Here is a 26,696-nt window from a genome sequence, read left to right as displayed (position 1 = left end):
ACCAAAAGGAAACAACGGAATCACTTGTTGGTAGAGGTCACCTCTGTCAGGATCGGCACTCAATTCGACAAGAAGCTACGCCGCCCCTGGTCACGGGGGTGGCGGAGGAGAGCGTCATGGACAACGGCTTCCAGATGCGGGAGCGCTTCGCGGCGGGTGCGCAGTACATAGGTGGCCGGCTGCGCCCGGGCACCTCCGGGCGCCACCAGGAGGTGGTCGACCCCGCGACGGGCGAGACGGTCCTGCGCTACGAACTGGCCGGCACCGAGGACGTCGACGCGGCCGTCGCCGCCGCGCGCGAGGCGTTCCCCGGCTGGTCGGGGCTCACTCCTGGCGAACGCTCCCAGGCGCTGCACCGCTTCGCCGCCGTACTGGACGGGCAGGCCGGGGATCTCGCGTACGCCGAGTCCCTGCAGTGCGGCAAGCCGCTCAAGCTCTCCACCGAGTTCGACGTCCCCGGCACGATCGACAACACCTCGTTCTTCGCGGGCGCCGCACGGCACCTCGAAGGTAAGTCGGCCGCCGAGTACAGCGGCGACCACACCTCCTACGTACGCCGCGAGGCCCTCGGGGTCATCGGCTCCGTCGCACCCTGGAACTACCCGCTCCAGATGGCCGCCTGGAAGATCCTCCCCGCCGTCGCCGCGGGCAACACCATCGTGCTGAAGCCCGCCGAGATCACACCGCTGACCTCGTTGATGTTCGCCCAGGCGGCCACCGAGGCCGGCATCCCGGACGGCGTGATCAACATAGTGTCCGGTGCGGGCCGGGACGCGGGTGAGCACCTCGTCGGCCACCCCGACGTCGTGATGACCTCCTTCACCGGTTCCACGGCTGTCGGCAGGCGCGTCGCCGAGCTCGCCACCTCCACCGTGAAGCGCCTGCACCTGGAACTCGGCGGCAAGGCCCCCTTCCTCGTGTTCGACGACGCCGATCTCGACGCCGCCGTCCAGGGGGCGGTCGCCGCCTCCCTCATCAACACCGGCCAGGACTGCACGGCCGCCACCCGCGCCTACGTGCAGCGCCCCCTCTACGACGCCTTCGTCAGCGGGGTGGCCGCACTGATGGAGAGCGTGCGGCTGGGGGACCCCTTCGACCCGTCGACCGACCTCGGCCCGCTGATCAGCCGTCAGCAGCGCGACCGTGTCGCCGGATTCGTCGACCGCGCCCGCGCCTACGCCACGGTCGTCACCGGGGGCGAGGCTCCCGGTGGCGCCCTGGCCGACGGGGCCTACTACCGGCCGACCCTGATCACGGACGCCGCCCAGGACAGCGAGATCGTCAGCGCGGAGATCTTCGGACCCGTCCTGGTCGTGCTGCCCTTCGACACCGACGACGAGGGCATCGCCCTCGCCAACGACACCCCGTACGGACTGGCCGCCTCCGCCTGGAGCACCGGTCTGTACCGGGCCAACCGCGCCACCCGTGAGCTCAGGGCGGGTTGCGTGTGGATCAACGACCACATCCCGATCATCAGCGAGATGCCGCACGGCGGTTACCGGGCCAGCGGTTTCGGCAAGGACATGTCGTCGTACTCCTTCGAGGAGTACACGCAGGTCAAGCACGTCATGTACGACAACACCGCGGTTGCCGCGAAGGACTGGCACCGCACCGTCTTCGGGGACCGATAGCAGCGGCCGCCGCACGGCGGCCCCACCCACCCGGAAGGGCCCACGCGTATGGAGCAGTACGAGCCCGAGCGCCTCTCGGCGCCCCAGCTGGCCGCCATGAGGCGCAGCCTCAGCAACGGCAGGGGCGCCCTCACCCGCCGTTCCCTCCTCCGGGCGTCGGGCATGGGCGCCCTCACGCTCGGCGGCCTCGGGGCGCTGAGCGCGTGCGGCATCCCGCCCGCGAAGCGGGACGGGGACACCGCGGAGTCCGACGACCACTCGGCGGCGGAGAAACAGATCAACTTCTCCAACTGGACCGAATACATGGACGTCGGCGAGGACGAGAAGAGCCGTCCGACGCTGGAGGCGTTCACGAAACGCACCGGCATCAAGGTCAAGTACACCGAGGACATCAACGACAACGTCGAGTTCTTCGGGAAGATCAAGCCGCAGCTCGCCGCGGGCCAGGACACCGGGCGCGACCTCATCATCGTGACGGACTGGCTCGCCGCGCGGATCATCCGGCTCGGCTGGGCGCAGAAGCTCGACCACGCGAACCTGCCGCACGCCTTCGCGAACCTCTCGGCCCAGTTCCGCACGCCCGACTGGGACCCGGGACGCGCCTACTCCTACCCGTGGACCGGCATCCCGACCGTCATCGCCTACAACGAGAAGGCGACAGGCGGGCGGAAGGTCGACTCCATCACCCAGCTGCTGGACGACCCCAAGCTCAAGGGCAAGGTCTCCTTCCTCTCCGAGATGCGCGACTCGGTCGGCATGACGCTCCTCGACATGGGCAAGGACCCCGGTTCGTTCGACGACGCCGACTTCGACGCGGCCATCGGCCGGATGCAGAAGGGCGTGGACACGAAACAGATACGCCGCTTCACCGGCAACGACTACACCGCGGACCTGAGCAAGGGCGACATCGCGGCCTGTGTGGCCTGGGCGGGCGACATCATCCAGCTCCAGGCGGACAACCCGGCCATCAAGTTCACCATCCCCGCCGCCGGTTACATCACCTCCAGCGACAACATGCTGATCCCGGCCGAGGCACGGCACAAGACGAATGCCGAGAAGCTCATGGACTACTACTACGAGCTTCCCGTGGCCGCCCAGCTGGCCGCGTACATCAACTACGTCTGCCCGGTGGACGGGGTCGCCGGCGAACTCGCGAAGATCGACGAGTCCATGGCCTCCAACACGCTGATCCTCCCCGACAAGGCGATGGCCGCGAAGTCGCGGGCCTTCCGCTCCCTCAGCTCCGAGGAAGAGACGGCGTACGAGGAGAAGTTCGCCGAGCTCATCGGCGCCTGACCGGCCCGTCCCCCGCCCGATCTCCTCCGACACCACCGGGACCGCGACCCATGACACAGCAGCAGACAGAGGGCGGCGACGTCCGTCTCACCGGGATCAGCAAGACCTACGGCTCCTTCACCGCAGTGCACCCCCTCGACCTGACCGTCCCGCAGGGCTCCTTCTTCGCGCTGCTCGGCGCGTCCGGATGCGGCAAGACCACCACGCTGCGGATGATCGCGGGCCTGGAGGACGCCACCACCGGCACGGTCTCGCTCGGCGGCCGTGACATCACGGACCTGCCCCCCTACAAACGGCCCGTCAACACCGTCTTCCAGAGCTACGCGCTCTTCCCGCACCTCGACGTCTTCGAGAACATCGCCTTCGGCCTGCGCCGGCGCGGCATCAAGTCCGTGAAGAAGCAGGTCGGGGAGATGCTGGAGCTCGTCCAGCTCGGCGACTTCGCCCACCGCAAACCCCACCGGCTCTCCGGCGGCCAGCAGCAGCGCGTCGCCGTGGCCCGCGCGCTCATCAACCACCCCCAGGTGCTCCTCCTCGACGAGCCCCTCGGCGCGCTCGACCTCAAGCTGCGCCGCCAGATGCAGCTCGAACTCAAGCGCATCCAGACCGAGGTCGGCATCACGTTCGTCCACGTCACCCACGACCAGGAGGAGGCCATGACCATGGCCGACACCGTCGCGGTGATGAACGGCGGCCGGGTCGAACAGCTCGGCGCCCCCGCCGATCTGTACGAGAACCCGCGGACCACCTTCGTGGCCAACTTCCTCGGTACCTCCAACCTCATCGAGGGCGAGATAGTCTCCGCCGGCGCCGATGTCGTCGTCGCGGCCGGCGGGGGGAAGCTCCGGCTGCCCGGCGCCCGGTGCACGTCCCCGGCGTCCGGCGGCGGGAAACTGCTCGTCGGTGTGCGGCCCGAGAAGATCTCACTCGCCCACGCCGATGACGCGGCCGCGATACCCGAAGGCCGCAACCGTGTCACCGGGCGCATCACTGACTCCAGCTTCATCGGCGTCTCCACCCAGTACGTCGTCGAGAGCCCGGCCGGGACGGCGCTCCAGGTCTACGAGCAGAACGTCGAGCGCGACAGCCGGCTCGTCCCCGGCGCCGAGGTCGTCCTGCACTGGAACCCCGAGCACACCTTCGGGCTCGACGCGGCCCAGGACATCAGCGCCGGCGCGGAGAGCCTGGAGGACGCGGCGTGAGCGTCACCGAGGCGCCACCGGCGCTCCCCACCAAAGGCGAGGTCCGCAAGCCGCCCGCCCGCAGACGGCTCGTCCCCTACTGGCTGCTGCTCCCCGGCATCCTGTGGCTGCTCGTCTTCTTCGCGCTGCCGATGGTCTACCAGGCCTCCACCTCCGTGCAGACCGGATCCCTGGAGAAGGGCTTCGAGGTCACCTGGCACTTCAGGACCTACTGGGACGCGCTCGCCGACTACTACCCGCAGTTCGTCAGGTCGCTGCTGTACGCGGGCACCGCCACGCTCCTGTGCCTGCTGCTCGGCTACCCGCTCGCCTACCTGATCGCCTTCAAGGCCGGACGGTGGCGCAACCTGGTGCTCGTACTGGTCGTCGCGCCGTTCTTCACCAGCTTCCTCATCCGGACGCTGGCCTGGAAGACGATCCTCGCGGACGGCGGTGCGGTCGTCGAGGCGCTGAACAGCCTGCACGTCCTGGACGTCACCGGCTGGCTCGGCTGGACCGAGAACAACCGGGTGCTGGCCACCCCGATGGCCGTCGTGTGCGGCCTGACGTACAACTTCCTGCCCTTCATGATCCTGCCGCTCTACACCTCGCTGGAGCGGATCGACGGCCGGCTGCACGAGGCCGCGGGCGACCTCTACGCCACGCCCGCCACCACCTTCCGCAAGGTGACACTGCCGCTCTCCATGCCCGGAGTCGTCTCCGGCACCCTGCTGACGTTCATCCCGGCCAGCGGCGACTACGTCAACGCGGAACTCCTCGGCTCCACCGACACCAAGATGGTGGGCAGCGTCATCCAGACCCAGTTCCTGCGGGTCCTGGACTACCCGACCGCCGCCGCACTCTCGTTCATCCTCATGGCGGTCGTCCTGCTCGTGGTCACCGTCTACATCCGCCGCTCCGGGACGGAGGACCTGGTCTGATGCCCGTACTCCGTCTCATCCGCCGGAACCTGGTCGTGATCGCGGGTCTGCTGACCCTCGCCTACATGATCCTTCCGAACGCCGTCGTCATGGTCTTCTCCTTCAACCGGCCCAACGGGCGCTTCAACTACGCCTGGCAGGATTTCTCCCTCGACGCCTGGAAGGACCCCTGCGGGGCCGCGGACCTCTGCGACTCGCTCTCGCTCTCCCTGCGGATCGCCTTCTGGGCGACAGCCGGCGCCACCCTGCTCGGCACGATGATCGCCTTCGCGCTGGTCCGCTACCGCTTCCGGGCGCGTGGCGCGATCAACTCGCTGATCTTCCTGCCGATGGCCATGCCCGAGGTCGTCATGGCCGCCTCGCTGCTGACGCTCTTCCTCAACATGGGGGCCGAGCTCGGCTTCTGGACCGTACTCATCGCCCACATCATGTTCTGCCTCAGCTTCGTGGTGACCGCCGTCAAGGCACGCGTGATGTCGATGGACCCGCGGCTGGAGGAGGCGGCCCGCGACCTCTACGCGGGGCCTGTGCAGACCTTCCTCCGGGTGACCCTCCCGATCGCCGCACCCGGGATCGCGGCGGGAGCGCTGCTCGCCTTCGCGCTCTCCTTCGACGACTTCATCATCACCAACTTCAACGCGGGCTCCACCGTGACCTTCCCCATGTACGTCTGGGGATCGGCCCAGCGAGGAACGCCCGTGCAGATCAACGTCATCGGTACGGCCATGTTCGTCATCGCCGTGGCGGTGGTCCTCGCCGGACAGCTGATCGCGAACCGGCGGAAGAGCAACGCGGGAAAGTAGAACCCGAAGGAGTTGGAAACCATGGCCCCGGACGCCATGCGTACTGCCGCACACTCACTCTCCGACGCACGCCCCCTCTCCTACTGGCTCGACGACCCGGGAAAGCCCGAGGCCCTTCCCGCGCTGACCGGGGACCAGCGGTGCGACCTGCTGGTCGTCGGCGGCGGCTACAGCGGACTGTGGACCGCCCTGCTCGCCAAGGAACGCGATCCCGGGCGCGACGTCGTCCTCGTCGAGGGGAACGAGGTGGGCTGGGCGGCCTCGGGCCGGAACGGCGGATTCTGCGCCGCGTCACTGACACACGGCCTGGCCAACGGCCTTGAGCGCTGGCCAGGCGAGATCCGGAAGCTGGAGGAGCTGGGCGCGCGGAACCTCGACGCCATCGAGGCCGCCGTCGGCCGCTACTCCCTCGACTGCGACTTCGAGCGCACCGGTGAGATCGACGTGGCCACGGCCCCCCACCAGCTCGAAGAGCTACGCGAATGGCACCGCAGGACCGAGGAACTGGGCTTCACCGGACTGGAGTTCCTTGACCGGGACCAGGTGCGGGCAGAAGTGGACTCGCCGACGTTCCTGGGCGGCCTGCTCGACCGGCGCGGCGTCGCCATGCTGCATCCGGCGAAACTCGCCTGGGGCCTGAAGAAGGCCTGCCTCGCCCTCGGCGTGCGGATCCACGAGCACACCAGGGCACTCGAACTCGCCCGGTCGGGGGCCGGTACGGCGGTGCGTACGCCGTACGGCCGGATCTTCGCCCGGGACGTCGCCCTCGCCACGAACATCTTCCCCTCCCTGGTGAGGCGGGTACGCCCGTACACCGTGCCGGTGTACGACTACGCCCTGATGACGGAGCCGCTCAGTGCCGGCCGGCTCGCCTCGCTCGGATGGCGCGGAAGACAGGGACTGGGAGACAGCGCCAACCAGTTCCACTACTTCCGGCTCTCCGCGGACAACCGGATCCTGTGGGGCGGATACGACGCGGTCTATCCGTACGGCGGGCGGCTCGACCCCTCCCTGGACCAGCGGCCCGAGACCTTCCTGAAACTCGCCGGACAGTTCTTCGAGTGTTTTCCCCAGCTGTCAGGGGTGCGCTTCACCCACGCCTGGGGCGGGGCGATCGACACCTGCTCGCGCTTCTCCGCCTTCTTCGGCACGGCCCACCGCGGGCGGGTCGCCTACGCCGCCGGCTACACCGGTCTGGGCGTCGGGGCGACACGTTTCGGCGCGGATGTGATGCTCGACCTGCTGTCGGGCCACGAGACCGAGCGGACCGCGCTGCGGATGGTCCGCTCGAAGCCGGTGCCCTTCCCGCCCGAACCCTTCGCGTGGGCCGGGATCGAGCTCACCAAGAGGTCCCTCGCCCGCGCCGACAGCAACGGCGGGCACCGCAATGTCTGGCTGCGCACCATGGACCGGCTGGGGCTCGGTTTCGACAGCTGAGCCGGGAGTGACCCAGCTCACCACCGATCGGCGGCCGAACCCGCGTCATGATCCGGGCCCGGCGCTCTCTCTCCCGTGCACGCACCGGCAGGACCCTGCCGGTGCCCACGGGGAGAAGGAGGAAGTCCATGGCCGGCACGGGGGCGAAAGCCGCGGTCGCGTGGCTCGCATCGGTGGCACCGCATCCGGGTGCCTGCCGGAGGGCATGGGAGCGCGACCCCCAGGGGATGGCGCTCCTGCCCGCCGGGAAGCGCTGGGACGTGCTCGTCGTCCCGGGCGAGCTGGGCTATCCCACGCTCGACGTGCTCACCCGTCTCATCGACCGGCCGGGCCCCGTTCTCGCCGACTTCGGCGATCACCGCATGGGCTTCTTCGTGCCGCCGGGGACGGCGTCCCGCTGGGTCGGGACAGGCATCCGCGGTGTCGGTGAAGGGACGTGGATCGTCGTGCCCCGGCCCGGCAGCACGGTGGGCGGGGTGCGGTGGCTGATCCTGCCGGACGGTTCGGGCACGCTCACCGATCCGGCGATCCTGGAGCTCGCCCTGCACGAGGCAGCCGCCGCCCGTGGGGCGCGGGGCGGGGAGGGGTGAGGCGCTGCCAGAGGTCTTGACAAGTGGATTGGTCTGGACCATGTTGTGCGCGGACCGCTCAATTCCCCCGTGCACGGAGGCTGTTGTGGAACGCACCGGACCACCCGTCCGCTTCTCCGGACTTCTGGCCGCATTCTCGGCGGTACTGCTCGCCGCGGGCGGTCTGGCCGCGTCGGCGCCCGCCGCCGGAGCGGCCGACGCCGACCTCGCGCGCAACGGCGGCTTCGAGGCCGGACTCGACGGCTGGTCCTGCTCGGGCGGCAGCGGAGCGACCGTCAGCACGCCCGTGCACAGCGGGACCTCGGCGCTCAAGGCGACCCCGGCCGGGAGCGACAACGCGCGCTGCTCCCAGACGGTGACGGTGAAGCCCGACTCCGCGTACACGCTCAGCGCCTGGGTGCAGGGGAGTTACGTCTACCTGGGGGCATCCGGCACCGGGACCACCGACGTCTCCACCTGGACGCAGTCCGCCGGTGCCTACCAGCGGCTCAGCACCACCTTCAGGACCGGCTCCTCGACCACCTCGGTGACCGTCTACACCCACGGCTGGTACGGCACTCCCGCCTACTACGCCGACGACCTCACCCTGACGGGACCCGGCGGCGGCCCGGTGGCCGTCCCCGCCGCTCCCACCGGACTGCGGGCCGGCACCGCCACCGCGTCCACCGTCCCGCTGTCCTGGACGGCCTCCGCCGGAGCCACCGGCTACCGGGTCTACCGCGACGGCACGAAGGTCCTCGACACCACCGGCACCTCGGCGACGGTGACGGGACTGGCCGCCTCGTCCGCGTACAGCTTCCAGGTCGCGGCGGTCAACGCGGCCGGTGAGTCCGCGAAGTCCGCTGCCGTGAGCGTGAGCACGGCCGCCGGAGGCGGGGGAGGGAGCGACGCGGGACTCCCGGCCCATGCGCTCGTCGGCTACCTCCACTCCAGCTTCGCCAACGGCTCCGGCTACACGCGCATGGCCGACGTGCCCGACTCGTGGGACGTCATCAACCTCGCCTTCGGGGAGCCGACCTCCGTCACCTCCGGCGACATCCGCTTCTCGCTCTGCCCCGTGGCCGAGTGCCCGGGAGTGGAGACGGAGGCGGAGTTCAAGGCGGCCATCAAGGCGAAGCAGGCCGCGGGCAAGAAGGTGCTGATCTCCATCGGCGGCCAGAACGGACAGGTGCAGCTCGCCTCCACCGCCGCCCGCGACGCCTTCGTCTCCTCCGTCAGCAAGATCATCGACACCTACGGCCTCGACGGTCTCGACATCGACTTCGAGGGCCACTCGCTCTCGCTCGCGACGGGCGACACGGACTTCCGCAGCCCGACGACCCCCGTCATCGTCAACCTGATCTCCGCGGTGAAGTCCCTCAAGGCCAAGTACGGCGACGACTTCGTCCTCACCATGGCCCCCGAGACCTTCTTCGTCCAGCTCGGGTACCAGTACTACGGCTCCGGCCCCTGGGGCGGCCAGGACCCGCGCGCGGGTGCCTATCTGCCGGTCATCCACGCCCTGCGCGACGACCTCACCCTGCTGCACGTCCAGGACTACAACTCCGGCTCCATCATGGGCCTGGACAACCAGTACCACTCGATGGGCGGCGCGGACTTCCACATCGCCATGACCGACATGCTGCTCACCGGCTTCCCCGTCGCGGGTGACCGGAGCAAGGTCTTCCCGGCCCTGCGCCCCGAGCAGGTCGCCTTCGGCCTCCCGGCGTCCACCCAGGCGGGCAACGGGCACACCTCGCCCGCCGAGGTCACCAAGGCGCTGAACTGCCTGACGAGGAAGACCGACTGCGGCACGTACCAGACACACGGCACCTGGAGCGGGCTGCGCGGGCTGATGACCTGGTCCATCAACTGGGACCGCTTCAACAACTGGGAGTTCTCGAAGAACTTCGACGCCTACTTCGGGGGCTGACCGCCCCGGGTACCCGCCCTCAGGGCGAGCAGCAGCACCCCGCTGAGGCACCAGCCGGCCACCACGTCCAGTGGCCAGTGGTAGCCGCGCAGCACCAGACCGACGCTCGTCGCCGCCGTCAGCAGGACGGCGGCGACGAGCGTCACCCATGTCCGCCTCACGTACGGGACCAGCAGCAGGGCAGTGGCCCCGTACGCCACCATCGCCGTGGTCGTGTGCCCCGAGGGGAAGTAGCCCGTCGCCCCCGTCAGCGGACCCTGACGGTCCGTCCACAGCTTGAGCGGAACGACGAGGGCCGGGACGGCGGCCATGGCGAGTACGGCGTACAGCGCCGCACGCCGGGCGCCTCGGAACCAGGCGTGGACGACCGCGCACGCCAGGACCGGAACGGCGACCTGCATGTTGCCGAGGTCGGCGAAGAGATCCGCGAGCCACGCCGGGCCTCGCCCCGCCAGGTCGAGGCCGAGCCGCTCGTCGGGAACCAGCAGCGGGCCGTCGGCCAGCACCTGCCAGGTGATCAGGGCGAAGAGGGTCAGCAGCGTCACGGCCGTGGACACGAGAAGAACCGGCCACCGGGGAACAGGGGGGATTGTTCCGCGGTGGCCGGTCGGATCGGTTTGCCGCGCGCCCCGGGGGGTGTGGGGCGAGCGGCCATCCGATCGGTGAGGAGTCCCGGAGCACGAGGCTCCAGCGGTGTGCGCGATGGCACGTCCGGGACGGCGCTGGGGGAGCCCCGGCCCGGGTTCGCCCGCAGTCCCCTGCGGGCGGGGTGTTTCTCTCATCTGGAAAAACCGTACGTCAGAGGAAGCGGGCACCGGAAGTGACAACGGTATCCCGCCATCGCCCCCGCACACCTTCTTCACACGCTCTCACCCGGGCGCCGGTCACACCGCCCGAAGCGGCGCGTCGGCACCCGGACGATTCGCACAGATCAGATGCGGCCGAACGCCTGCTCGATGATGTCCAGGCCCTCGTTCAGCAGGTCCTCGCCGATGACGAGCGGCGGCAGGAAGCGCAGGACGTTGCCGTACGTGCCACAGGTGAGTACCAGCAGCCCCTCCGCGTGGCAGGCCTTGGCCAGCGCCGCCGCGGCGGCCGCGTCCGGGTCCTTCGTGCCGGACTTCACCAGCTCGATCGCGATCATGGCGCCCCGGCCGCGGATGTCGCCGATGGTGTCGCCGTTCGGGAGCTTCGCCCGCATCTCGGCGAGGCGGCCCTTCATGACCTCCTCGATGCGCTTGGCCTTGCCGTTGAGGTCCAGCTCGCGCATCGTCTCGATGGCGCCGAGCGCACCCGCGCAGGCCACCGGGTTGCCGCCGTACGTCCCGCCGAGGCCGCCCGCGTGGGCGGCGTCCATGATCTCGGCGCGGCCGGTCACCGCCGAGAGCGGGAGGCCGCCGGCGATGCCCTTGGCCGTCGTGATCAGGTCGGGCACGATGCCCTCGTCCTCGCAGGCGAACCACTGGCCGGTGCGGCAGAAGCCGGACTGGATCTCGTCCGCGACGAAGACGATCCCGTTGTCCTTCGCGAACTGCGCGATCGCCGGGAGGAAGCCCTTGGCCGGCTCGATGAACCCGCCCTCGCCGAGGACCGGCTCGATGATGATCGCGGCGACGTTGTCCGCGCCGATCTGCTTGGTGATCTCGTCGATGGCCTGCGCGGAGGCCTCGGCCCCGGCGTTCTCGGCACCGGTGGGCCAGCGGTAGCCGTACGCCACCGGCACCCGGTAGACCTCCGGCGCGAAGGGGCCGAAGCCCTGCTTGTACGGCATGTTCTTGGCCGTCAGCGCCATCGTGAGGTTCGTCCGGCCGTGGTAGCCGTGGTCGAACACGACGACCGCGGTGCGCTTGGTGTACGCGCGGGCGATCTTCACGGCGTTCTCGACGGCCTCGGCACCCGAGTTGAACAGCGCCGACTTCTTGGCGTGGTCGCCCGGGGTCAGCTCGGCGAGCTGCTCGCAGACCTCCACGTAGCCCTCGTACGGCGTCACCATGAAACAGGTGTGGGTGAAGTCGGCGAGCTGCGCCGAGGCGCGGCGTACGACCGCTTCGGCGGAGGCGCCCACCGACGTCACGGCGATGCCGGAACCGAAGTCGATCAGCCGGTTCCCGTCCACGTCCTCGATGATCCCGCCGCCGGCGCGGGCGGTGAAGACCGGCAGCGTGGAACCCACACCCGCGGCCACCGCCGCGACACGGCGGGCCTGCAGCTCGGCCGACTTCGGGCCGGGGATGGCGGTGAGGACGCGGCGCTCCTGCGGGAGGTCGGACATGCGGGGCTCCTGGGGGTGTTTCGGACGCTTCTGTTTCTGCAGGCTAGGGGCGGCCGAGGGTGCCGGTCATGCTCCGATCGGGAGTGGTGGCGGCGTGTCCTTGTCCGCGACGGACAGATGGCCGGGCGGGCCCCCGGGCACCTGTGCCGCCGGGTCGTCCGGCCGCGTGGCTGAACTCCCGGTGCCCGGGCACTAGATTGGCCGTGCAGAAGGCGGGACCTGGCTGGTCAGGGGGCAGCGGTTCATGGACACCGAAGGCACGTACGACGCACGCGGCACAGGCGCGGAACGGGTGCCGCGTCCCGCTGGGCCACCGCCCGTGAGCCCGCCCCTCCCGGCCCACGCGGGGCCGCCCGGAGCGGTGCCACCGCCTCCCGCGTACGCTCCGCGTCCGCTTCCCGCCGCCGAGGAGAACCTCGAGGAGTGGCTGCGTACCCCCCGCCCCGTACGCGAACCGGGCGTGTGGCGGTTCGGGCACACCCCGCGCCCGCCCGAGCGGCCCGAGGGTGTGTCCGACCGCTCGCTGCTGGTCGGCGTGCTGATCTCCGTACTGAGCGGCCTGCTCCTGTGGTCCCTCTGGCGCAACGGATACATCCCCTACAGGCTCGTGCCGCTCAAGCTCTTCACCCCCGGCGACTGGTGGTACGCAGGCACCTTCGGCGGGCCCCGCACGATCGAGGGCGCCGACGCCCTCACCGTCTACGAGGCCGTCCTCTTCGGGCTGCTCGTCTACGGCTGCGGGCGCCTGGGCAACTGGTCCGAGATCTTCCGGCGCCATGTCGCGGGCCGGGGACAGCCCTTCCTCGGGCTGGCGACGGCCGCCGCGGCGGGTCTTGCCGAACTTCTCGTGTGGAAGGACGCGGTGCCGCTCGTCCGGCCCGTCCTCATCCTCGTGGCCTCGGTGGCGGGAGGCGAGATCTACCAGAGCCAGACCGTGGTGAACGTGATCTACGCCCTGATCGCCGTCGGCGTCCTCTGGCCCTTCGCCCGCCTCGGTGGCTGGCGCGCGCTGATCGCCGGACGCGTCGGGAAGGCCGCTGCCGAGCCGCCCCGTGACCACGCCACGCCCCCGGACGCCCCCACTCCGGGGGAGTGGCCGGAACTGCGCGCCGCCGGGCGGACGGACGCGGCCGACACCCTCGCGGCGGAGGTGCGCACCGGCCGGATGAACGATGTCGACGTCGCGCGCGTGCGCCACGCCTGGAGCGTGGGCCGGGCGCATCCCGAGCGCCTGGCCGCGCTCACCGAGGCCGTGCTGCGCACCGGCGGCGCCGCCGCCCTGCACCCCTCGGGCGCCCGCGACCTCCCGCGCCGCACCGCCCCGCACGACCTGCTCACCGGCCAGGTCCGCATCGGCAGCGTCGCCGAGCACCCGCACAACCCCTATCCCCGTCGCGGCTCGGGCGTCGCCCTGGAACCCGCGCTGCTCGGCACCTCGCTGCTGGCGGTAGGTCCCCCCGGCGCGGGCAAGTCGGCGCGTCTGGTCCGCCCCGTCGTCGAGTCACTGTCCCTCCAGGCGCTCGCCGGCCGGGCGGCCGTGCTCGCCGTCGGCAGCGGCGGAGGAGAGCTCGGCCCGGACGACGCCTTCGACGTCGTGGTGCGGATCGGCGACCCCGCGTCCGTGCACGACTTCGACCTCTACGGCGGCACGACCGACCCCGACGAGGCTGCGGGCGTGCTCGCGGAAGGGCTCGTCGGCGACGTGACCCAGCTGGACAGCAGGCGCGCGGCCACCGTGCTCGCCCAGCTGCTCGGCCCCTATCGCGCCGTCCACGGGCACTTCCCCGGGGTGCCCGCGCTCCGGGAGCTGCTGGACGGCGACCTGGCCGCGACGGCCTCCCTGAGGGAGGCGCTCGCGGCGGGCGGCCACCGGACGATGCTGCGCGAGCTGGAGGCCCGCGGCAGGCAGCAGTCGGCCCCGGGGGACCCCGGCCCGGTGCTCGCCGACCGGATCGCGCTGCTGGACCGGCCCGCGTTCGCACCGTTCTTCGCCACCGGGGCGGAGGCCAGACCGTTCTCGCTGCGCTCCCTCGAACACCTGCCGCTGCGGGTCAGGATCGACCTCCCCGAGCGGGGGCACGCGGAGGCTTCGCGCCTGCTCGCCCGGCTGGTCCTGGCCCAGTTCACGGCGATCGCCGCCGCGCGGGCCGACCGCTCGCTCTTCGTCTGCCTGGTCCTGGACGACGCCACGCACACGGTCACCGCCGAGACGGTCCGGAACATCAGGCGGCTGCGATCGGTCAACGCGGGAGCGGTCCTGACGCTGCGCACCGTCGACGACGTCCCCGAAGGGCTGCACACCGCGCTGCTCGGCGCGGTCGGCTGCTGCATGGTCTTCAGCGGGGTCACCACCTGGGACGGCAAGCGCTTCGCCGAGGTCTGGGGCAAGGAGTGGGTGGAGACCCGTGAGGTCGCCCAGCACGCGGTCTTCGCGGACCAGCCCTTCACCCGCGCCCTGCACGGCCTGCGCAAGCTGGTCACCGGAAAGGCCGTGACCAGGGACGCCGTGACCGTGCGACGGGTCGAGCGGGAGCGCTGGTCGGCATCCGAGCTCGCGTACCAGCTGCCCGCCGGGCACGCCGTCCTGTCGCTCACCAACGTCGAGGGCGAGCACGCGGCCCCGCTCCTCGTCGACCTGCGGAGCTGAGCGGCGAGGTTACGCGGACCCTGCCGCCCTGGCAGAATTGGCCCTGGCCGCCTGTACGGGGCGGCGTAATCCAGCCACCCGTAGGACGCGGTGCACGCGGGCCGTCCGCACGGGCGGCGCGCCCGAGCCGTTCGTACGGGGCGGCCCAACCGACTCCCAGAGGTCCGGCGGTCCCATGCCCCTCACACTCGCCTCGCTCGTCCAGCACTCGGCGCTCAAGCTCACCGTCCGGGCGGGGGCCGACCGGCTCGGTACGCCGGTGCGCTGGGCCCATGCGAGCGAGCTCGCCGACCCCCTGCCGTACATGGACGGAGGCGAGCTGCTCCTCGTCACGGCGACCAACCTCGACGCCGAGGACCCGGACACGATGCGCCGCTACGTCCAGCGGCTGGCCGGGGCGGGGGTCGCCGGGATCGGCTTCGGTGTCGGCGTCACCTACGAGGACATCCCGCCCGCGCTCGTCGACGCCGCCGAGGAGGCGGGCCTGCCGCTGCTCGAGGTGCCACGGCGCACGCCCTTCCTCGCGATCAGCAAGGCGGTGTCGGCGGCGATCGCCGCCGAGCAGTACAGATCCGTCACGGCCGGCTTCGAGGCACAGCGGGAGCTGACCCGGGCCGCGATCGCCGGGGACGGGCCGGCGGCGCTCCTCACCCGCCTGGCCGCGCACGTCGACGGCTGGGTCGCCCTGTACGACGCCTCGGGGGCCGTCGTCGCCGCGGCGCCCGACTGGGCGGCCCGCCGGGCGGCCCGGCTCACGCCCGACGTGGAGCGCCTGCGGGAGCGCCCCGCACCGGCCAGCGCGGTGGTCGGCGACAGCGACAGTGACGACCGGGTCGAGCTCCAGTCCCTCGGCACCGGCCACCGGACCCGCGGCGCGCTGGCCGTCGGCACGGGGGCGGCGCTGGGCACGGCCGAGCGGTACGCCGTGCACTCGGCGGTCGCCCTGCTGACCCTCACCACGGCCCGTTCCCGCTCGCTCCAGGGCGCGGAGCAACGCCTCGGCGCAGCAGTACTGCGGATGCTGCTGGCGGGGCAGCCCGACCACGCCAGGGCCGTCGCCGGAGACCTGTACGGGGGCCTGCTGGACGCCCCCTTCAGGCTCCTGATCGCCGAGGCGCCGGCCTTCACGGGGACGGAACTGCTGGTGGAGGCGATGGAGGCGGCGGCCTCCCGTTCGGGCGAGACGCTGCTGATGGTGCCCGAGGGCGAGCGCCTCGTGGTGCTGGCCGCGGACGGCGGCGCCGCGGTCGCGGCCTGTGCCGCCCATGCCGCCCGGGCCGAGGACGACCGCCCCGTCCGGGAGCCCATGGCCGAGGACGGCGAGGTGGTCATCGGCCTGTCCGCCCCGGCCGGCCCGATCGCCGTGTCGGCGGCGTACAAGCAGGCCGAGCAGGCGCTCTCCGTCGCCCGCCGCCGGGGCAGGGTCCTGGTCGAGCACGAGGAACTGGCGGCGGGCTCCGTCCTGCCGCTCCTGGCCGACGACGCCGTACGCGCCTTCGCCGACGGGATGCTGAGGCCCCTGCGGGAGCACGACGCCAAGGGGCGGGGCGACCTCACGGCCTCCCTGCGCGCCTGGCTCTCCCGGCACGGTCAGTGGGACGCGGCGGCCGCCGACCTGGGCGTCCACCGCCACACCCTCCGCTACCGGATGCGCAGGGTCGAGGAGATCCTGGGCCGCTCGCTGGACGACCCGGACGTCCGTATGGAGCTGTGGCTCGCCCTGAAGGCGACGGCGGCCTCCTCGGGCACGCAGTAGGGCCCACGATCCGGGAGGGGGCCCGGTCCGGGGCTTCGGGTCTCCCCTGTACGGGAGCGTCCGGGTGGCTCGGGCGCGACTGCCGGGCCGGCATGCGCACGAGTGAGCTCCCACCAGCCCTCACCGCCCGCCCCGGCCCAGCTACGACAAACCGGCGTATCGCCGCCCGGCTCCACTCCACGGCGGACAAACCTCATCCGCGCCGGGTCGCCCTACGGTGGGGCCGGACGGGTGCCCGCGCGGGCACCCGCCGATCGTCGTTCACCACCCCCGAAGGGCCGGTACCGCCATGACTTCCACCCATGCCTTCTGGCTGGCCGGCCGCCAGGCCACCGGCGAGGACAGCTTCGACGTCACCAACCCCTGGGACGGCCGGCTCGTCGGCACGGTCTCCGTGCCGACCGACGCCCAGGTCGAGGAGGCCGTCGCCGCCGCGTACGCGGTGCGCGAGGAGTTCGCCGCGACGCCGGCCCACGTACGGGCCGCCGCTCTCGACCACGTCGTACGCCGCCTCACCGAGCGCACCGAGGAGATCGCCCAGCTGATCTCCGCCGAGAACGGCAAGCCGATCAAGTGGGCCCGCGGCGAGGTCGGCCGGGCCGTCTCGGTCTTCCGCTTCGCGGCCGAGGAGGCCCGCCGCTTCAACAGCGGCGACGCCCAGCGGCTGGACACCGACGCCGGCGGCACCGGCCGCCTCGGACTGACCCGGCGCTTCCCGCGCGGTCCCGTCCTGGGTATCGCGCCCTTCAACTTCCCGCTGAACCTGAGCGCCCACAAGGTCGCCCCGGCCATCGCCGTCGGCGCCCCGATCATCCTCAAGCCGGCGCCCGCCACCCCGATCTCCTCCCTGATCCTGGGCGAGCTGCTGGCCGAGACGGACCTCCCGGCCGGGTCCTGGTCCGTGCTGACCGTGCCCAACGACAAGATGCCCGCCCTGGTCCAGGACGAGCGCCTGCCGGTGATCTCCTTCACCGGGTCCGGGCCGGTCGGCTACTCGATCATGGAGTCGGTGCCGCGCAAGCACTGCACCCTGGAACTCGGCGGGAACGGCGCGGCCGTCGTGCTCGGCGACTACTCCTCCGAGGAGGACCTGGACTGGGCCGCGACCCGCATCGCGACCTTCTCCAACTACCAGGGCGGCCAGTCCTGCATCTCGGTGCAGCGCGTCATCGCCGACGCCTCCGTCTACGACCGGCTCGTCCCGAAGATCGTCGCGGCCGTGGAGGCCCTGGTCACCGGCGACCCCTCCGACGCGGCCACCGACGTCGGCCCGCTGGTCAGCGAGGACGCCGCCCGCCGCGTCGAGTCCTGGGTCGACGAGGCCGTGACCGCCGGAGCCACGCTGCTGACCGGCGGCAAGCGCGACGGCGCCACGTACGCCCCGACGGTCCTCACCGACCTCCCGGACACCACGACGATCGCCTGCGAGGAGATCTTCGGCCCGGTCCTGTACGTCCAGAGGACGCAGGGCGAGGCGGAGGCCTTCGCCGCCGTCAACGCCTCCAAGTACGGCCTGCAGGCAGGCGTCTTCACCCACGACCTGCAGACCGCCTTCCGCGCCCACCGGGCCCTGGAGGTCGGCGGCGTGGTCATCGGCGACGTGCCCTCCTACCGCGCCGACCAGATGCCGTACGGCGGTGCCAAGCAGTCCGGAGTGGGCCGCGAGGGCGTGCGCTACGCCATGGACGACTACACCTACGAGCGGGTGCTGGTCCTCACCGGCCTGGCCCTGTAGACCACGGCGGACCCGTGTGGACCACGGACGGAACGAACCGGCCGGAGCCCGCTGTGCGGGGGCTCCGGCCGGTTCGTTCCTCCCCGCAACAGGCCTGCGGGCACGGGCCCTTCCGCCGGGCTGACGGTCGGGCACCTGCCGAGGCCGCGCGGGCCGCGACGACACGGAGACGGAGGCGCTGAAGGTGTTCGCCGAAGGTCCCTGCGAGGACACCGTCGTCCAGTACACGGCGGCTTCGTAGCCGGCCGCCCGGGCGCGCTCACGCAGCGCGCGCCCGGCAGACCGCGGCCGCGCCACCCGCCGGGGGCCCGGGGCGGGTGAGCTCCGGGCGGAGGCGGCCGGCGCCCGCGAGCGCGGCGACGGATCTGCCCCCGTCGGATGATCTTGCGTGACCTGGCGCTCCTCCAGCGGTTGAGGCGAGGAGCGGGTGGACACATCCGACGAGAAGAAGACGAGGTCACAGCGTGAAGTCATACCGGACGCCGTTACTGCTCCGAGGCTCCGCCGCATGCGGTGCCGCTCTGATGGCCATGGGGCTGTCCGCCGCGGAGGCCCACGCCGACGAGACGCACACCCATTCGCACAACGGGCCCCAGGTGGGGCTCATCCAGACCGGACAGATCGACGACCCCCTGGAGGACGTGCTGGAGCACGCGGCGGTCCTCGGCACCACCTACGTCTTCGACTGACCGCAGGTCCGGGCAGGCGCCCTCCTCCACCGGCGCGGCCCGCACGCCGCGCCGGTGCACCGGCCTCCGGGGCGTCCCCACAAGCGCACCTCCGGGGCCGCGGGCGTCCTCGACGAGGTCGCCCGACCGGCGCAGCGGCCCCCGCCGTCCCGGCGGCAGCGGTTCCCGCCGTCCCAGGGTCCCGGCGGGGCCCCGCGCCGGGACCCAGTCGCTTCCGAGCACCGCTCCGGACCTGCCGCAGAGGTGGTGGGTGTTGCGCAGATCGGGTAGATACGGACGAGAGGTACCGATCGGCACGCGTACAGCCCGACCAACATCCCGACTCGCGGCGAGGTGAGCTCCTCATGTCCGCCCCATCCGACATCCCCCAGGCCCCGAAAGTCACCGAGCGCGAAGCGCGGCAGGTGGCAGAGGCCGCCCGTGAACAGGACTGGCGCAAGCCGAGCTTCGCCAAGGAACTCTTCCTCGGCCGCTTCCGGCTGGACCTGATCCATCCCCATCCCCAGCCGGCTCCCGACGACGTACGGCGCGGCGAGGCCTTCCTCGCCCGGCTGCGCGAGTTCTGCGAGACCCGGATCGACGGCGCCCTCATCGAGCGCGAGGCCAGGATTCCCGACGAGGTCATCGACGGCCTCAAGGAGCTCGGCGCCCTCGGCATGAAGATCGAGACCAAGTACGGCGGCCTGGGGCTGACCCAGGTGTACTACAACAAGGCGCTGGCACTGGCCGGTTCGGCGAACCCCTCGATCGGCGCGCTGCTCTCCGCCCACCAGTCCATCGGCGTACCGCAGCCGCTGAAGATGTTCGGCACGCAGGAGCAGAAGGACGCCTTCCTGCCGCGCCTGGCCCGCACGGACATCTCGGCCTTCCTCCTCACCGAACCGGACGTCGGCTCCGACCCGGCCAGGCTCGCCACCACGGCCGTGCCCGACGGCGACGCCTACGTCCTGGACGGCGTGAAGCTCTGGACGACCAACGGCGTCGTCGCCGACCTACTCGTCGTCATGGCGCGGGTCCCGGAGTCGGAGGGCCACAAGGGCGGCATCACCGCTTTCGTCGTCGAGGCCGACTCCCCGGGCATCACCGTGGAGCACCGCAACGCCTTCATGGGCCTGCGCGGCATCGAGAACGGCGTGACCCGTTTCCACCAGGTCCGGGTCCCCGCGGCCAACCGGATCGGCCCCGAGGGTGCCGGTCTCAAGATCGCCCTCACCACGCTCAACACCGGCCGCCTCTCGCTGCCCGCCATGTGCGTCGGCGTGGGCAAGTGGTCGCTGAAGATCGCCCGCGAATGGTCGGCGGTCCGCGAGCAGTGGGGAAGGGCGGTCGCCCGGCACGAGGCGGTCGGCGCGAAGATCTCCTTCATCGCCGCGACGACCTTCGCCCTCGAAGCGGTCGTGGACCTCTCCTCGCAGATGGCCGACGAGAGCCGCAACGACATCCGCATCGAGGCCGCCCTCGCCAAGCTGTACGGCTCCGAGATGGGCTGGCTGATCTCCGACGAACTGGTCCAGATCCGCGGCGGACGCGGCTTCGAGACCGCCGCCTCGCTCGCCGCCCGCGGTGAACGCGCCGTGCCCGCCGAGCAGATGCTCCGCGACATGCGGATCAACCGGATCTTCGAGGGCTCCACGGAGATCATGCACCTGCTGATCGCACGTGAGGCGGTCGACGCCCACCTCAAGGTCGCCGGCGACATCATCGACCCCGAAAAGCCGCTCTCCGACAAGGCGAAGGCGGGCGCCAACGCCGCCGGCTTCTACGCCCGCTGGCTTCCCAAGCTGGTCAGCGGTCCGGGTCAGCTGCCCAACTCGTACGCCGAGTTCCGTGTTCCGGGGCACCCCGACCTCTCCGCCCACCTGCGGTACGTCGAGCGCTCGGCCCGCAAGCTGGCCCGCTCCACCTTCTACGCCATGTCCCGCTGGCAGGGCCGCATGGAGACCAAGCAGGGCTTCCTCGGCCGGATCGTCGACATCGGCGCCGAACTCTTCGCGATGAGCGCGGCCTGCGTCCGGGCCGAGCACCTGCGGGTCGACGGGGACCACGGGCGCGAGGCGTACCAGCTCGCCGACGTGTTCTGCCGGCAGGCCCGCATCCGGGTCGAGGAACTCTTCGGCCGGCTCTGGTCCAACACCGACGACATCGACAAGCGCGTCGTGGACGGCGTCCTCTCCGGCACCTACACCTGGCTGGAGGAGGGTGTCATCGACCCCAGCGGCGACGGCCCCTGGATCGCCGACGCCACCCCCGGCCCTGCCACCGGGGAGAACGTCCACCGCCCCATCCGCTGAAACCCGGCACTCCCGTGGGACGCGTCCACTGCCTGGACGCGTCCCACGGGCACGCCCGGCGCAGGGCACCATGGACGCCCGTGACCGTCACCCATGTTCCCGGCTCCAAGTCCGTCACCGCCCGCGCCCTGTTCCTGGCCGCCGCGGCGGACGGCACCACCACCCTTCTGCGGCCCCTGCACTCGGACGACACCGAGGGGTTCACCGAGGGCCTGACCCGCCTCGGGTACGGGGTGAGGCGCGAGCCGGACCGCTGGCACATCGAGGGGCGCCCCTCGGGCCCCGCCGTCACGGACGCCGAGGTCCACTGCCGCGACGGTGCCACCACCGCGCGCTTCCTCCCGACGCTCGCCGCCGCCGCGGCCTCCGGCACCTACCGCTTCGACGCCTCCGCGCAGATGCGCCGCCGCCCGCTCGCCCCGCTCACCGAGGCACTCCGTACCCTCGGCGTCGACCTGCGCCACGAGGGAGCCGAGGGCCACCACCCGCTCACCATCGAGGCGTCGGGCGTCAAGGGCGGCGAACTGACCCTCGACGCGGGGGAGTCGTCCCAGTACCTCACCGCGCTCCTGATGCTCGGCCCGCTCACCGCCGAAGGGCTCCGCATCGAGGTCACGGAGCTCGTCTCGGCGCCGTACATCGAGATCACCCTCGCGATGATGCGGAGCTTCGGCGTCGAGGTCGTCCGGGAGGGGAACACCTTCACCGTCCCGCCCGGGGGCTACCGCGCCACCACGTACGCCGTCGAGCCCGACGCGTCCACCGCCGGCTACTTCTTCGCCGCGGCGGCGCTCACCGGCCGTGAGGTCACCGTCCCCGGTCTCGGCTCCGACGCGCTCCAGGGAGACCTGCGCTTCACCGACGTGCTGCGCCGCATGGGCGCCGACGTCCGTACGACCGCGGACTCCACGACCGTACGGTCCTCCGGGCGGCTCTCCGGCCTCACGGTGAACATGCGCGACATCTCGGACACGATGCCCACCCTCGCCGCCATCGCGCCGTACGCCACCTCGCCCGTGCGCATCGAGGACGTCGCCAACACCCGGGTGAAGGAGTGCGACCGGCTGGAGGCCTGCGCGGAGAACCTGCGGGCCATGGGCATCACCGTGCACACGGGACCCGACTGGATCGAGATCCACCCCGGTACCCCGCGGCCCACCGAGATCGTCACCCACGGCGACCACCGCATCGTGATGTCGTTCGCGGTCGCCGGACTGCTCACCCCCGGCATGAGCTACGACGACCCCGGCTGCGTGCGCAAGACCTTCCCCCGTTTCCACGAGGAGTTCGCGGAGCTCGTGGCGAGGAGCGCCGCGGCGTCATGACCGTGGCTCCGGGGCGGGGCGGACCGCGGTCACCCGCATGATGTCCCGGAGCGAGGTCCTGTCCGTCCTGGCACTGCTGCGTGCGGCGGGCACCGGCGTGGTGCTCGCGGCGGGCCGGTGCATCGACGCCCTGCTCGGCGAGGAGACCCGCGAGCACCGCGACCTCGACCTGCTGCACGTCCGCGACCAGGAGCCCGCCGTGATCGTGGCTCCGGCGCCGGCCGGCTACAGGCAGACGCCGGACCAGCGCCCCGCACGCTTCGTGCTCGGTCATCCCTGCGGAACCGAGATCGGCCTGCACCCGCTGGAGCGCATCGATACGTGGTTCCGATCCCGGATGCCGCACAATCGAGCCTCGGCCGCGCACGGGACACAGGCTCGGCGGGTCAACGGGAGACAGGGGCAGGGATGTTCGGGGTGTACGGGGCGGACGAGCGGCGAGGCGCCGCGGCCATGGGGTGCGTGGCACTGGCTCTCGCGGTCCTCACGGGATGCGGTGGCGGATCCGGTGAGGGACCGGGGGACGGCGGGGGGAAGCCCGGGAAGGGAGCCGCCTCCCGTCCGGCGGCCACGTCGGCCCCGGCCGGCGGGCTCACCGAGGCACAGCTCACAGCGGTCGCCTTCACCGACGGGGAGCGCGTCGGCGAGTTCACCGCGTCCGACTACACCCTGGACGGGCCGCTCGGCGACGCCTACACCGCCACCCCGGCCGTCTGCCAGCCGCTCGTCAGCCTCGCCGGTGACGTCAGCGGCCACGAGCCCACCGCCCAGGTGCAGCGCAAGGTCGACAAGCCCGAGGAGATGCTCGGAGTCACCGTCGACGTCACCCTGCGCTCGTACGCCGACGACGAGGCGGCCCAGGTCATGAAGGCGCTCGGCACGGCGGGCCGGGAGTGCGCGGGCGGGCTGACCGAGGAGCGGGCGATCGCGCGCGCGACGTACGAGAAGGTCGAACCCGTCACGCCGCCCGCCTTCGCCGATGAGGCCGACGAGGCGCAGTCCTACCGCTTCACCGTCCTCGACGTGAAGGGGAAACTGAAGCTGTACGAGTACCTCACCGTCGTGCGGTCCGGCTCGACCACCCTCGCCTTCCGTGGCGAGATCCTGGGCACCGCCGACATCGGCGGGATCCCGGACGCCGTCCTGTCGGCCCAGTGGAAGAAATTCCGTGCCGGGCAGGCCTGAGGCGCGCGCCGACGGGGGCGCGCTGTCGGCGCACACAGCGGATGCGGCAACAATGGGGGCCATGAGCGACAGCCCCGCACCCCTCGCCGATCCGCACCTTGTCTTCGACGCGGCGCAAGGCCGCCGGGATCTGGTGATCCTCGGCTCCACCGGCTCCATCGGCACCCAGGCCATCGACCTGGTCCTGCGCAACCCCGGCCGCTTCCGGGTCACCGCCCTCTCCGCAGCGGGCGGCAGGGTCCAGCTCCTCGCCGAGCAGGCACGGCAGCTGCGGGTGCGCACGGTCGCGGTCGCCGACGCGGACAAGGCGCCCGCGCTGCGCGAGGCGCTCCGTGAGGCCTACGGGGCCGGCGAGACCCTCCCGGAGATCCTGGCCGGGCCCGACGCGGCCACGGAGCTCGCCGCGAGCGACTGCCACACCGTGCTCAACGGGATCACCGGGTCGATCGGCCTCGCGCCCACCCTCGCCGCGCTGAAGGCGGGCCGCACCCTCGCGCTGGCCAACAAGGAGTCGCTGATCGTCGGCGGCCCGCTGGTGAAGGCCCTGGCCGCCCCCGGCCAGATCATCCCGGTCGACTCGGAGCACGCCGCGCTCTTCCAGGCCCTCGCCGCAGGGAAGCGCGCCGACGTCCGCAAGCTCGTCGTGACCGCGTCCGGCGGGCCGTTCCGCGGACGGACCAGGAACGAACTGGCCGGCGTCACGCGCGAGCAGGCCCTCGCACACCCGACCTGGGCCATGGGTCCCGTCATCACGGTCAACTCCGCGACCCTGGTCAACAAGGGACTGGAGGTCATCGAGGCTCACCTCCTCTACGACATCCCGTTCGACCGGATCGAGGTCGTGGTCCACCCCCAGTCGTACGTTCACTCGATGGTGGAGTTCACCGACGGCTCCACCCTCGCCCAGGCGACCCCGCCCGACATGCGGGGGCCCATCGCCATCGGTCTCGGCTGGCCCGAGCGCGTCCCGGACGCCGCCCCCGCCTTCGACTGGACGACGGCCTCCAGCTGGGAGTTCTTCCCGCTCGACACCGAGGCCTTCCCCTCCGTCGGGCTCGCCCGTCACGTGGGCTCCCTGGGCGGCACGGCCCCCGCCGTGTTCAACGCCGCCAACGAGGAGTGTGTCGACGCGTTCCTGGCGGGCCGGCTGCCCTTCAACGGAATCATGGATACGGTCACGGCGGTGGTGGCCGAACACGGCACCCCCGCCACGGGAACTTCACTGACGGTCGCGGACGTCCTCGAAGCGGAGACCTGGGCGCGGTCCAGGGCCCGGGAGCTCTCGGCGGAAGCGACAGCGGAGGCGCACGTATGAGTACGACGACGATCCTGATGACGATCCTGGGGATCGCCATCTTCGCCGTGGGTCTGCTGTTCTCGATCGCCTGGCACGAACTGGGCCACCTGTCGACGGCCAAGCTCTTCGGCATCAGGGTGCCGCAGTACATGGTCGGCTTCGGGCCGACGATCTGGTCGCGCAGAAGAGGCGACACCGAGTACGGCATCAAGGCCATCCCCGCCGGCGGCTACATCCGCATGATCGGGATGTTCCCGCCGGGCCCCGACGGCCGGCTCGAGGCGCGCTCCACCTCGCCCTGGCGCGGCATGATCGAGGACGCCAGGTCCGCCGCCTTCGAGGAGCTCCAGCCGGGGGACGAGACCCGCCTCTTCTACACGCGCAAGCCCTGGAAGCGCGTGATCGTGATGTTCGCCGGGCCCTTCATGAACCTCGTACTCGCCGTCGCGATCTTCATGGGCGTGGCGATGTCGTTCGGCTTCCAGACGCAGACCACCGAGGTCGCGGGCGTCCAGCAGTGCGTCATCGCGCAGAGCGAGAACCGCGACACCTGCAAGGCATCCGACCCGGTCTCCCCGGCGAAGGCGGCAGGCCTGGAGGAGGGCGACACGATCGTCGCCTTCAACGGCCGGAAGATCGACGACTGGGCCACGCTCTCGGAGAAGATCCGCGAGACCATCGGCCCCGCCACCATCACCGTGCAGCGCGACGGCCAGGAACAGACCCTGAACGCCGTGCTGAAGAAGAACGCCGTCGCCAAGAAGGACGCGGACGGCGAGATCATCCCCGACCAGTACGTCAGCGCCGGCTACCTCGGCTTCGCGGCGAAGACGGAGATCCTGCCGCTCTCCTTCGGGGACTCGGTCGTCCGCATGGGCGACATGATCGAGAACGGCGTCGACTCGATCATCGCGCTGCCGTCCAAGATCCCCGACCTGTGGGACGCGGCGTTCGGCGACGGCGAGCGTGCCGACGACTCACCGGTCGGTGTGGTCGGCGCGGCACGCATCGGCGGCGAGGTGATGAACCTCGACGTCCCGGCGCAGAACCAGATCGCGATGATGCTGTTCCTGCTGGCCGGATTCAACCTCTCCCTGTTCCTCTTCAACATGCTGCCCCTGCTCCCGCTGGACGGCGGACACATCGCCGGAGCGCTCTGGGAATCCCTGCGCCGCACCGTGGCCCGGGTCTTCAGGCGCCCCGACCCCGGACCGTTCGACGTGGCGAAGCTCATGCCCGTCGCCTACGTGGTAGCCGGAATCTTCATCTGCTTCACGCTGCTGGTGCTCGTCGCCGATATCGTGAACCCCGTCAAGATCACCTGAGGTCGCACGGGCCCCGGCGGGGCGCCACGGGGGACGGGCTCGCCGACGGGGTGCCTCCCGTCCTCCCGCGGTGCCGTAACCTCGAAGCCTGGAGCCCGCTCTCTCGGGACCTCGATCCACACTGATCCACACCTTGGGGATGCTCAGCGCATGACTGCGATTTCTCTCGGAATGCCGGACGTTCCGACCAAGCTCGCCGACCGACGGGTCAGCCGCCAGATCCAGGTCGGGTCGGTGGCGGTCGGTGGGGACGCACCGGTGTCGGTGCAGTCGATGACGACGACGCGCACGTCGGATGTCGGTGCGACGTTGCAGCAGATCGCTGAGCTGACGGCGTCGGGGTGTCAGATCGTGCGGGTGGCGTGCCCGACGCAGGACGACGC

At 71.6% G+C, this 26,696-nt stretch carries 20 protein-coding genes; 18 read left to right on the top strand and 2 right to left on the bottom strand.

The features are described 5' to 3' along the window. Positions 1-116 precede the first annotated feature (116 nt). The 8 genes from ABZY45_RS33005 to ABZY45_RS32970 all read left to right on the top strand — a co-directional run bounded on the left by ABZY45_RS33005 (position 117) and on the right by ABZY45_RS32970 (position 9,791). Positions 117-1,631 carry a gamma-aminobutyraldehyde dehydrogenase gene (locus tag ABZY45_RS33005; RefSeq protein ID WP_356745949.1) on the top strand — a complete coding sequence of 505 codons (1,515 nt, stop codon included), beginning with the start codon at positions 117-119 and terminating at the stop codon, positions 1,629-1,631. 48 nt (positions 1,632-1,679) lie between these two features. Beyond that, positions 1,680-2,927: a spermidine/putrescine ABC transporter substrate-binding protein gene (locus ABZY45_RS33000; protein WP_356745948.1), complete on the top strand. Its 1,248-nt coding sequence runs from the start codon at positions 1,680-1,682 to the stop codon at positions 2,925-2,927. 50 nt (positions 2,928-2,977) lie between these two features. Further along, entirely contained in the window at positions 2,978-4,129 is a 1,152-nt protein-coding gene (locus tag ABZY45_RS32995) for an ABC transporter ATP-binding protein (RefSeq protein WP_356745947.1), read from the top strand. Then, the gene (locus tag ABZY45_RS32990; protein ID WP_356745946.1) at positions 4,126-5,049 is read left to right on the top strand and encodes an ABC transporter permease; all 924 of its coding nucleotides are present in this window, start codon (positions 4,126-4,128) and stop codon (positions 5,047-5,049) included. The genes ABZY45_RS32995 and ABZY45_RS32990 overlap by 4 nt, the downstream gene beginning before the upstream one ends. Further along, on the top strand, positions 5,049-5,852 hold the full coding sequence (locus ABZY45_RS32985) for an ABC transporter permease (protein ID WP_356745945.1): 804 nt from the start codon (positions 5,049-5,051) through the stop codon (positions 5,850-5,852). The genes ABZY45_RS32990 and ABZY45_RS32985 overlap by 1 nt, the downstream gene beginning before the upstream one ends. 21 nt (positions 5,853-5,873) lie before the next feature. Further along, complete coding sequence (locus tag ABZY45_RS32980; RefSeq protein WP_356745944.1) at positions 5,874-7,289, top strand: FAD-dependent oxidoreductase; 1,416 nt, start codon at positions 5,874-5,876, stop codon at positions 7,287-7,289. A gap of 128 nt (positions 7,290-7,417) precedes the next feature. After that, positions 7,418-7,879: a hypothetical protein gene (locus ABZY45_RS32975; RefSeq protein ID WP_356745943.1), complete on the top strand. Its 462-nt coding sequence runs from the start codon at positions 7,418-7,420 to the stop codon at positions 7,877-7,879. A gap of 85 nt (positions 7,880-7,964) precedes the next feature. Then, the gene (locus tag ABZY45_RS32970) at positions 7,965-9,791 is read left to right on the top strand and encodes a glycoside hydrolase family 18 protein (protein WP_356745942.1); all 1,827 of its coding nucleotides are present in this window, start codon (positions 7,965-7,967) and stop codon (positions 9,789-9,791) included. Here the strand turns inward: ABZY45_RS32970 and ABZY45_RS32965 are convergent. Both ABZY45_RS32965 and gabT read right to left on the bottom strand, forming a co-directional pair. Beyond that, complete coding sequence (locus ABZY45_RS32965) at positions 9,776-10,348, bottom strand: phosphatase PAP2 family protein (RefSeq protein WP_356745941.1); 573 nt, start codon at positions 10,346-10,348, stop codon at positions 9,776-9,778. The two genes, ABZY45_RS32970 and ABZY45_RS32965, sit on opposite strands and share 16 nt — an antisense overlap. Positions 10,349-10,722: 374 nt before the next feature. Next, positions 10,723-12,063: a 4-aminobutyrate--2-oxoglutarate transaminase gene (gene gabT / locus ABZY45_RS32960; protein ID WP_356745940.1), complete on the bottom strand. Its 1,341-nt coding sequence runs from the start codon at positions 12,061-12,063 to the stop codon at positions 10,723-10,725. Between the two features lie 244 nt (positions 12,064-12,307). Between gabT and ABZY45_RS32955 the strand changes: the two genes are divergently transcribed. The 10 genes from ABZY45_RS32955 to ABZY45_RS32910 form a co-directional block, all read left to right on the top strand. Beyond that, the gene (locus ABZY45_RS32955; RefSeq protein WP_356745939.1) at positions 12,308-14,710 is read left to right on the top strand and encodes an ATP/GTP-binding protein; all 2,403 of its coding nucleotides are present in this window, start codon (positions 12,308-12,310) and stop codon (positions 14,708-14,710) included. 175 nt (positions 14,711-14,885) lie between these two features. After that, entirely contained in the window at positions 14,886-16,466 is a 1,581-nt protein-coding gene (locus ABZY45_RS32950; RefSeq protein ID WP_356745938.1) for a PucR family transcriptional regulator, read from the top strand. A 289-nt stretch (positions 16,467-16,755) separates the two neighbouring features. Next, positions 16,756-18,201, top strand: coding sequence for an aldehyde dehydrogenase family protein (locus ABZY45_RS32945; RefSeq protein WP_356745937.1), 1,446 nt, complete (start codon positions 16,756-16,758; stop codon positions 18,199-18,201). A gap of 524 nt (positions 18,202-18,725) precedes the next feature. Continuing rightward, a complete protein-coding gene (locus ABZY45_RS32940; protein ID WP_356745936.1) occupies positions 18,726-18,890 on the top strand; it encodes a hypothetical protein in 165 nt (54 codons plus the stop codon). A 344-nt stretch (positions 18,891-19,234) separates the two neighbouring features. Then, the gene (locus tag ABZY45_RS32935; protein WP_356745935.1) at positions 19,235-21,181 is read left to right on the top strand and encodes an acyl-CoA dehydrogenase family protein; all 1,947 of its coding nucleotides are present in this window, start codon (positions 19,235-19,237) and stop codon (positions 21,179-21,181) included. Positions 21,182-21,261: 80 nt separating this feature from the next. Beyond that, a complete protein-coding gene (aroA, locus tag ABZY45_RS32930) occupies positions 21,262-22,506 on the top strand; it encodes a 3-phosphoshikimate 1-carboxyvinyltransferase (RefSeq protein WP_356745934.1) in 1,245 nt (414 codons plus the stop codon). Positions 22,507-22,914: 408 nt separating this feature from the next. Further along, a complete protein-coding gene (locus tag ABZY45_RS32925; RefSeq protein WP_356745933.1) occupies positions 22,915-23,691 on the top strand; it encodes a hypothetical protein in 777 nt (258 codons plus the stop codon). Positions 23,692-23,743: 52 nt separating this feature from the next. Continuing rightward, complete coding sequence (dxr, locus tag ABZY45_RS32920; RefSeq protein WP_356745932.1) at positions 23,744-25,006, top strand: 1-deoxy-D-xylulose-5-phosphate reductoisomerase; 1,263 nt, start codon at positions 23,744-23,746, stop codon at positions 25,004-25,006. Beyond that, positions 25,003-26,313, top strand: coding sequence for a site-2 protease family protein (locus ABZY45_RS32915; protein ID WP_356745931.1), 1,311 nt, complete (start codon positions 25,003-25,005; stop codon positions 26,311-26,313). Before dxr ends, ABZY45_RS32915 begins: the two co-directional genes overlap by 4 nt. Before the next feature lie 150 nt (positions 26,314-26,463). After that, a partial coding sequence (locus ABZY45_RS32910; RefSeq protein ID WP_356745930.1) for a flavodoxin-dependent (E)-4-hydroxy-3-methylbut-2-enyl-diphosphate synthase occupies positions 26,464-26,696 on the top strand: 233 nt, incomplete at its 3' end.

Origin of the sequence: Streptomyces sp. NPDC006516 (assembly GCF_040611875.1) — a bacterium.
GTDB lineage: Bacteria > Actinomycetota > Actinomycetes > Streptomycetales > Streptomycetaceae > Streptomyces.
The sequence above is the reverse complement of the archived record's forward strand: the minus strand, read 5'-3'. Positions and strand labels throughout refer to the sequence as shown.

What these genes read in the sequence shown, in the direction of transcription:
- ABZY45_RS33005 (WP_356745949.1), top strand. Translation starts at nt 117, where the DNA reads ATGGACAACGGCTTCCAGATGCGGGAGCGCTTCGCGGCGGGTGCGCAG.
- ABZY45_RS33000 (WP_356745948.1), top strand. Translation starts at nt 1,680, where the DNA reads ATGGAGCAGTACGAGCCCGAGCGCCTCTCGGCGCCCCAGCTGGCCGCC.
- ABZY45_RS32995 (WP_356745947.1), top strand. Translation starts at nt 2,978, where the DNA reads ATGACACAGCAGCAGACAGAGGGCGGCGACGTCCGTCTCACCGGGATC.
- ABZY45_RS32985 (WP_356745945.1), top strand. Translation starts at nt 5,049, where the DNA reads ATGCCCGTACTCCGTCTCATCCGCCGGAACCTGGTCGTGATCGCGGGT.
- ABZY45_RS32980 (WP_356745944.1), top strand. Translation starts at nt 5,874, where the DNA reads ATGGCCCCGGACGCCATGCGTACTGCCGCACACTCACTCTCCGACGCA.
- ABZY45_RS32975 (WP_356745943.1), top strand. Translation starts at nt 7,418, where the DNA reads ATGGCCGGCACGGGGGCGAAAGCCGCGGTCGCGTGGCTCGCATCGGTG.
- gabT (WP_356745940.1), bottom strand. Translation starts at nt 12,063, where the DNA reads ATGTCCGACCTCCCGCAGGAGCGCCGCGTCCTCACCGCCATCCCCGGC.
- ABZY45_RS32955 (WP_356745939.1), top strand. Translation starts at nt 12,308, where the DNA reads ATGGACACCGAAGGCACGTACGACGCACGCGGCACAGGCGCGGAACGG.
- ABZY45_RS32950 (WP_356745938.1), top strand. Translation starts at nt 14,886, where the DNA reads ATGCCCCTCACACTCGCCTCGCTCGTCCAGCACTCGGCGCTCAAGCTC.
- ABZY45_RS32945 (WP_356745937.1), top strand. Translation starts at nt 16,756, where the DNA reads ATGACTTCCACCCATGCCTTCTGGCTGGCCGGCCGCCAGGCCACCGGC.
- ABZY45_RS32940 (WP_356745936.1), top strand. Translation starts at nt 18,726, where the DNA reads ATGGCCATGGGGCTGTCCGCCGCGGAGGCCCACGCCGACGAGACGCAC.
- ABZY45_RS32935 (WP_356745935.1), top strand. Translation starts at nt 19,235, where the DNA reads ATGTCCGCCCCATCCGACATCCCCCAGGCCCCGAAAGTCACCGAGCGC.
- ABZY45_RS32925 (WP_356745933.1), top strand. Translation starts at nt 22,915, where the DNA reads ATGTTCGGGGTGTACGGGGCGGACGAGCGGCGAGGCGCCGCGGCCATG.
- dxr (WP_356745932.1), top strand. Translation starts at nt 23,744, where the DNA reads ATGGGGGCCATGAGCGACAGCCCCGCACCCCTCGCCGATCCGCACCTT.
- ABZY45_RS32915 (WP_356745931.1), top strand. Translation starts at nt 25,003, where the DNA reads ATGAGTACGACGACGATCCTGATGACGATCCTGGGGATCGCCATCTTC.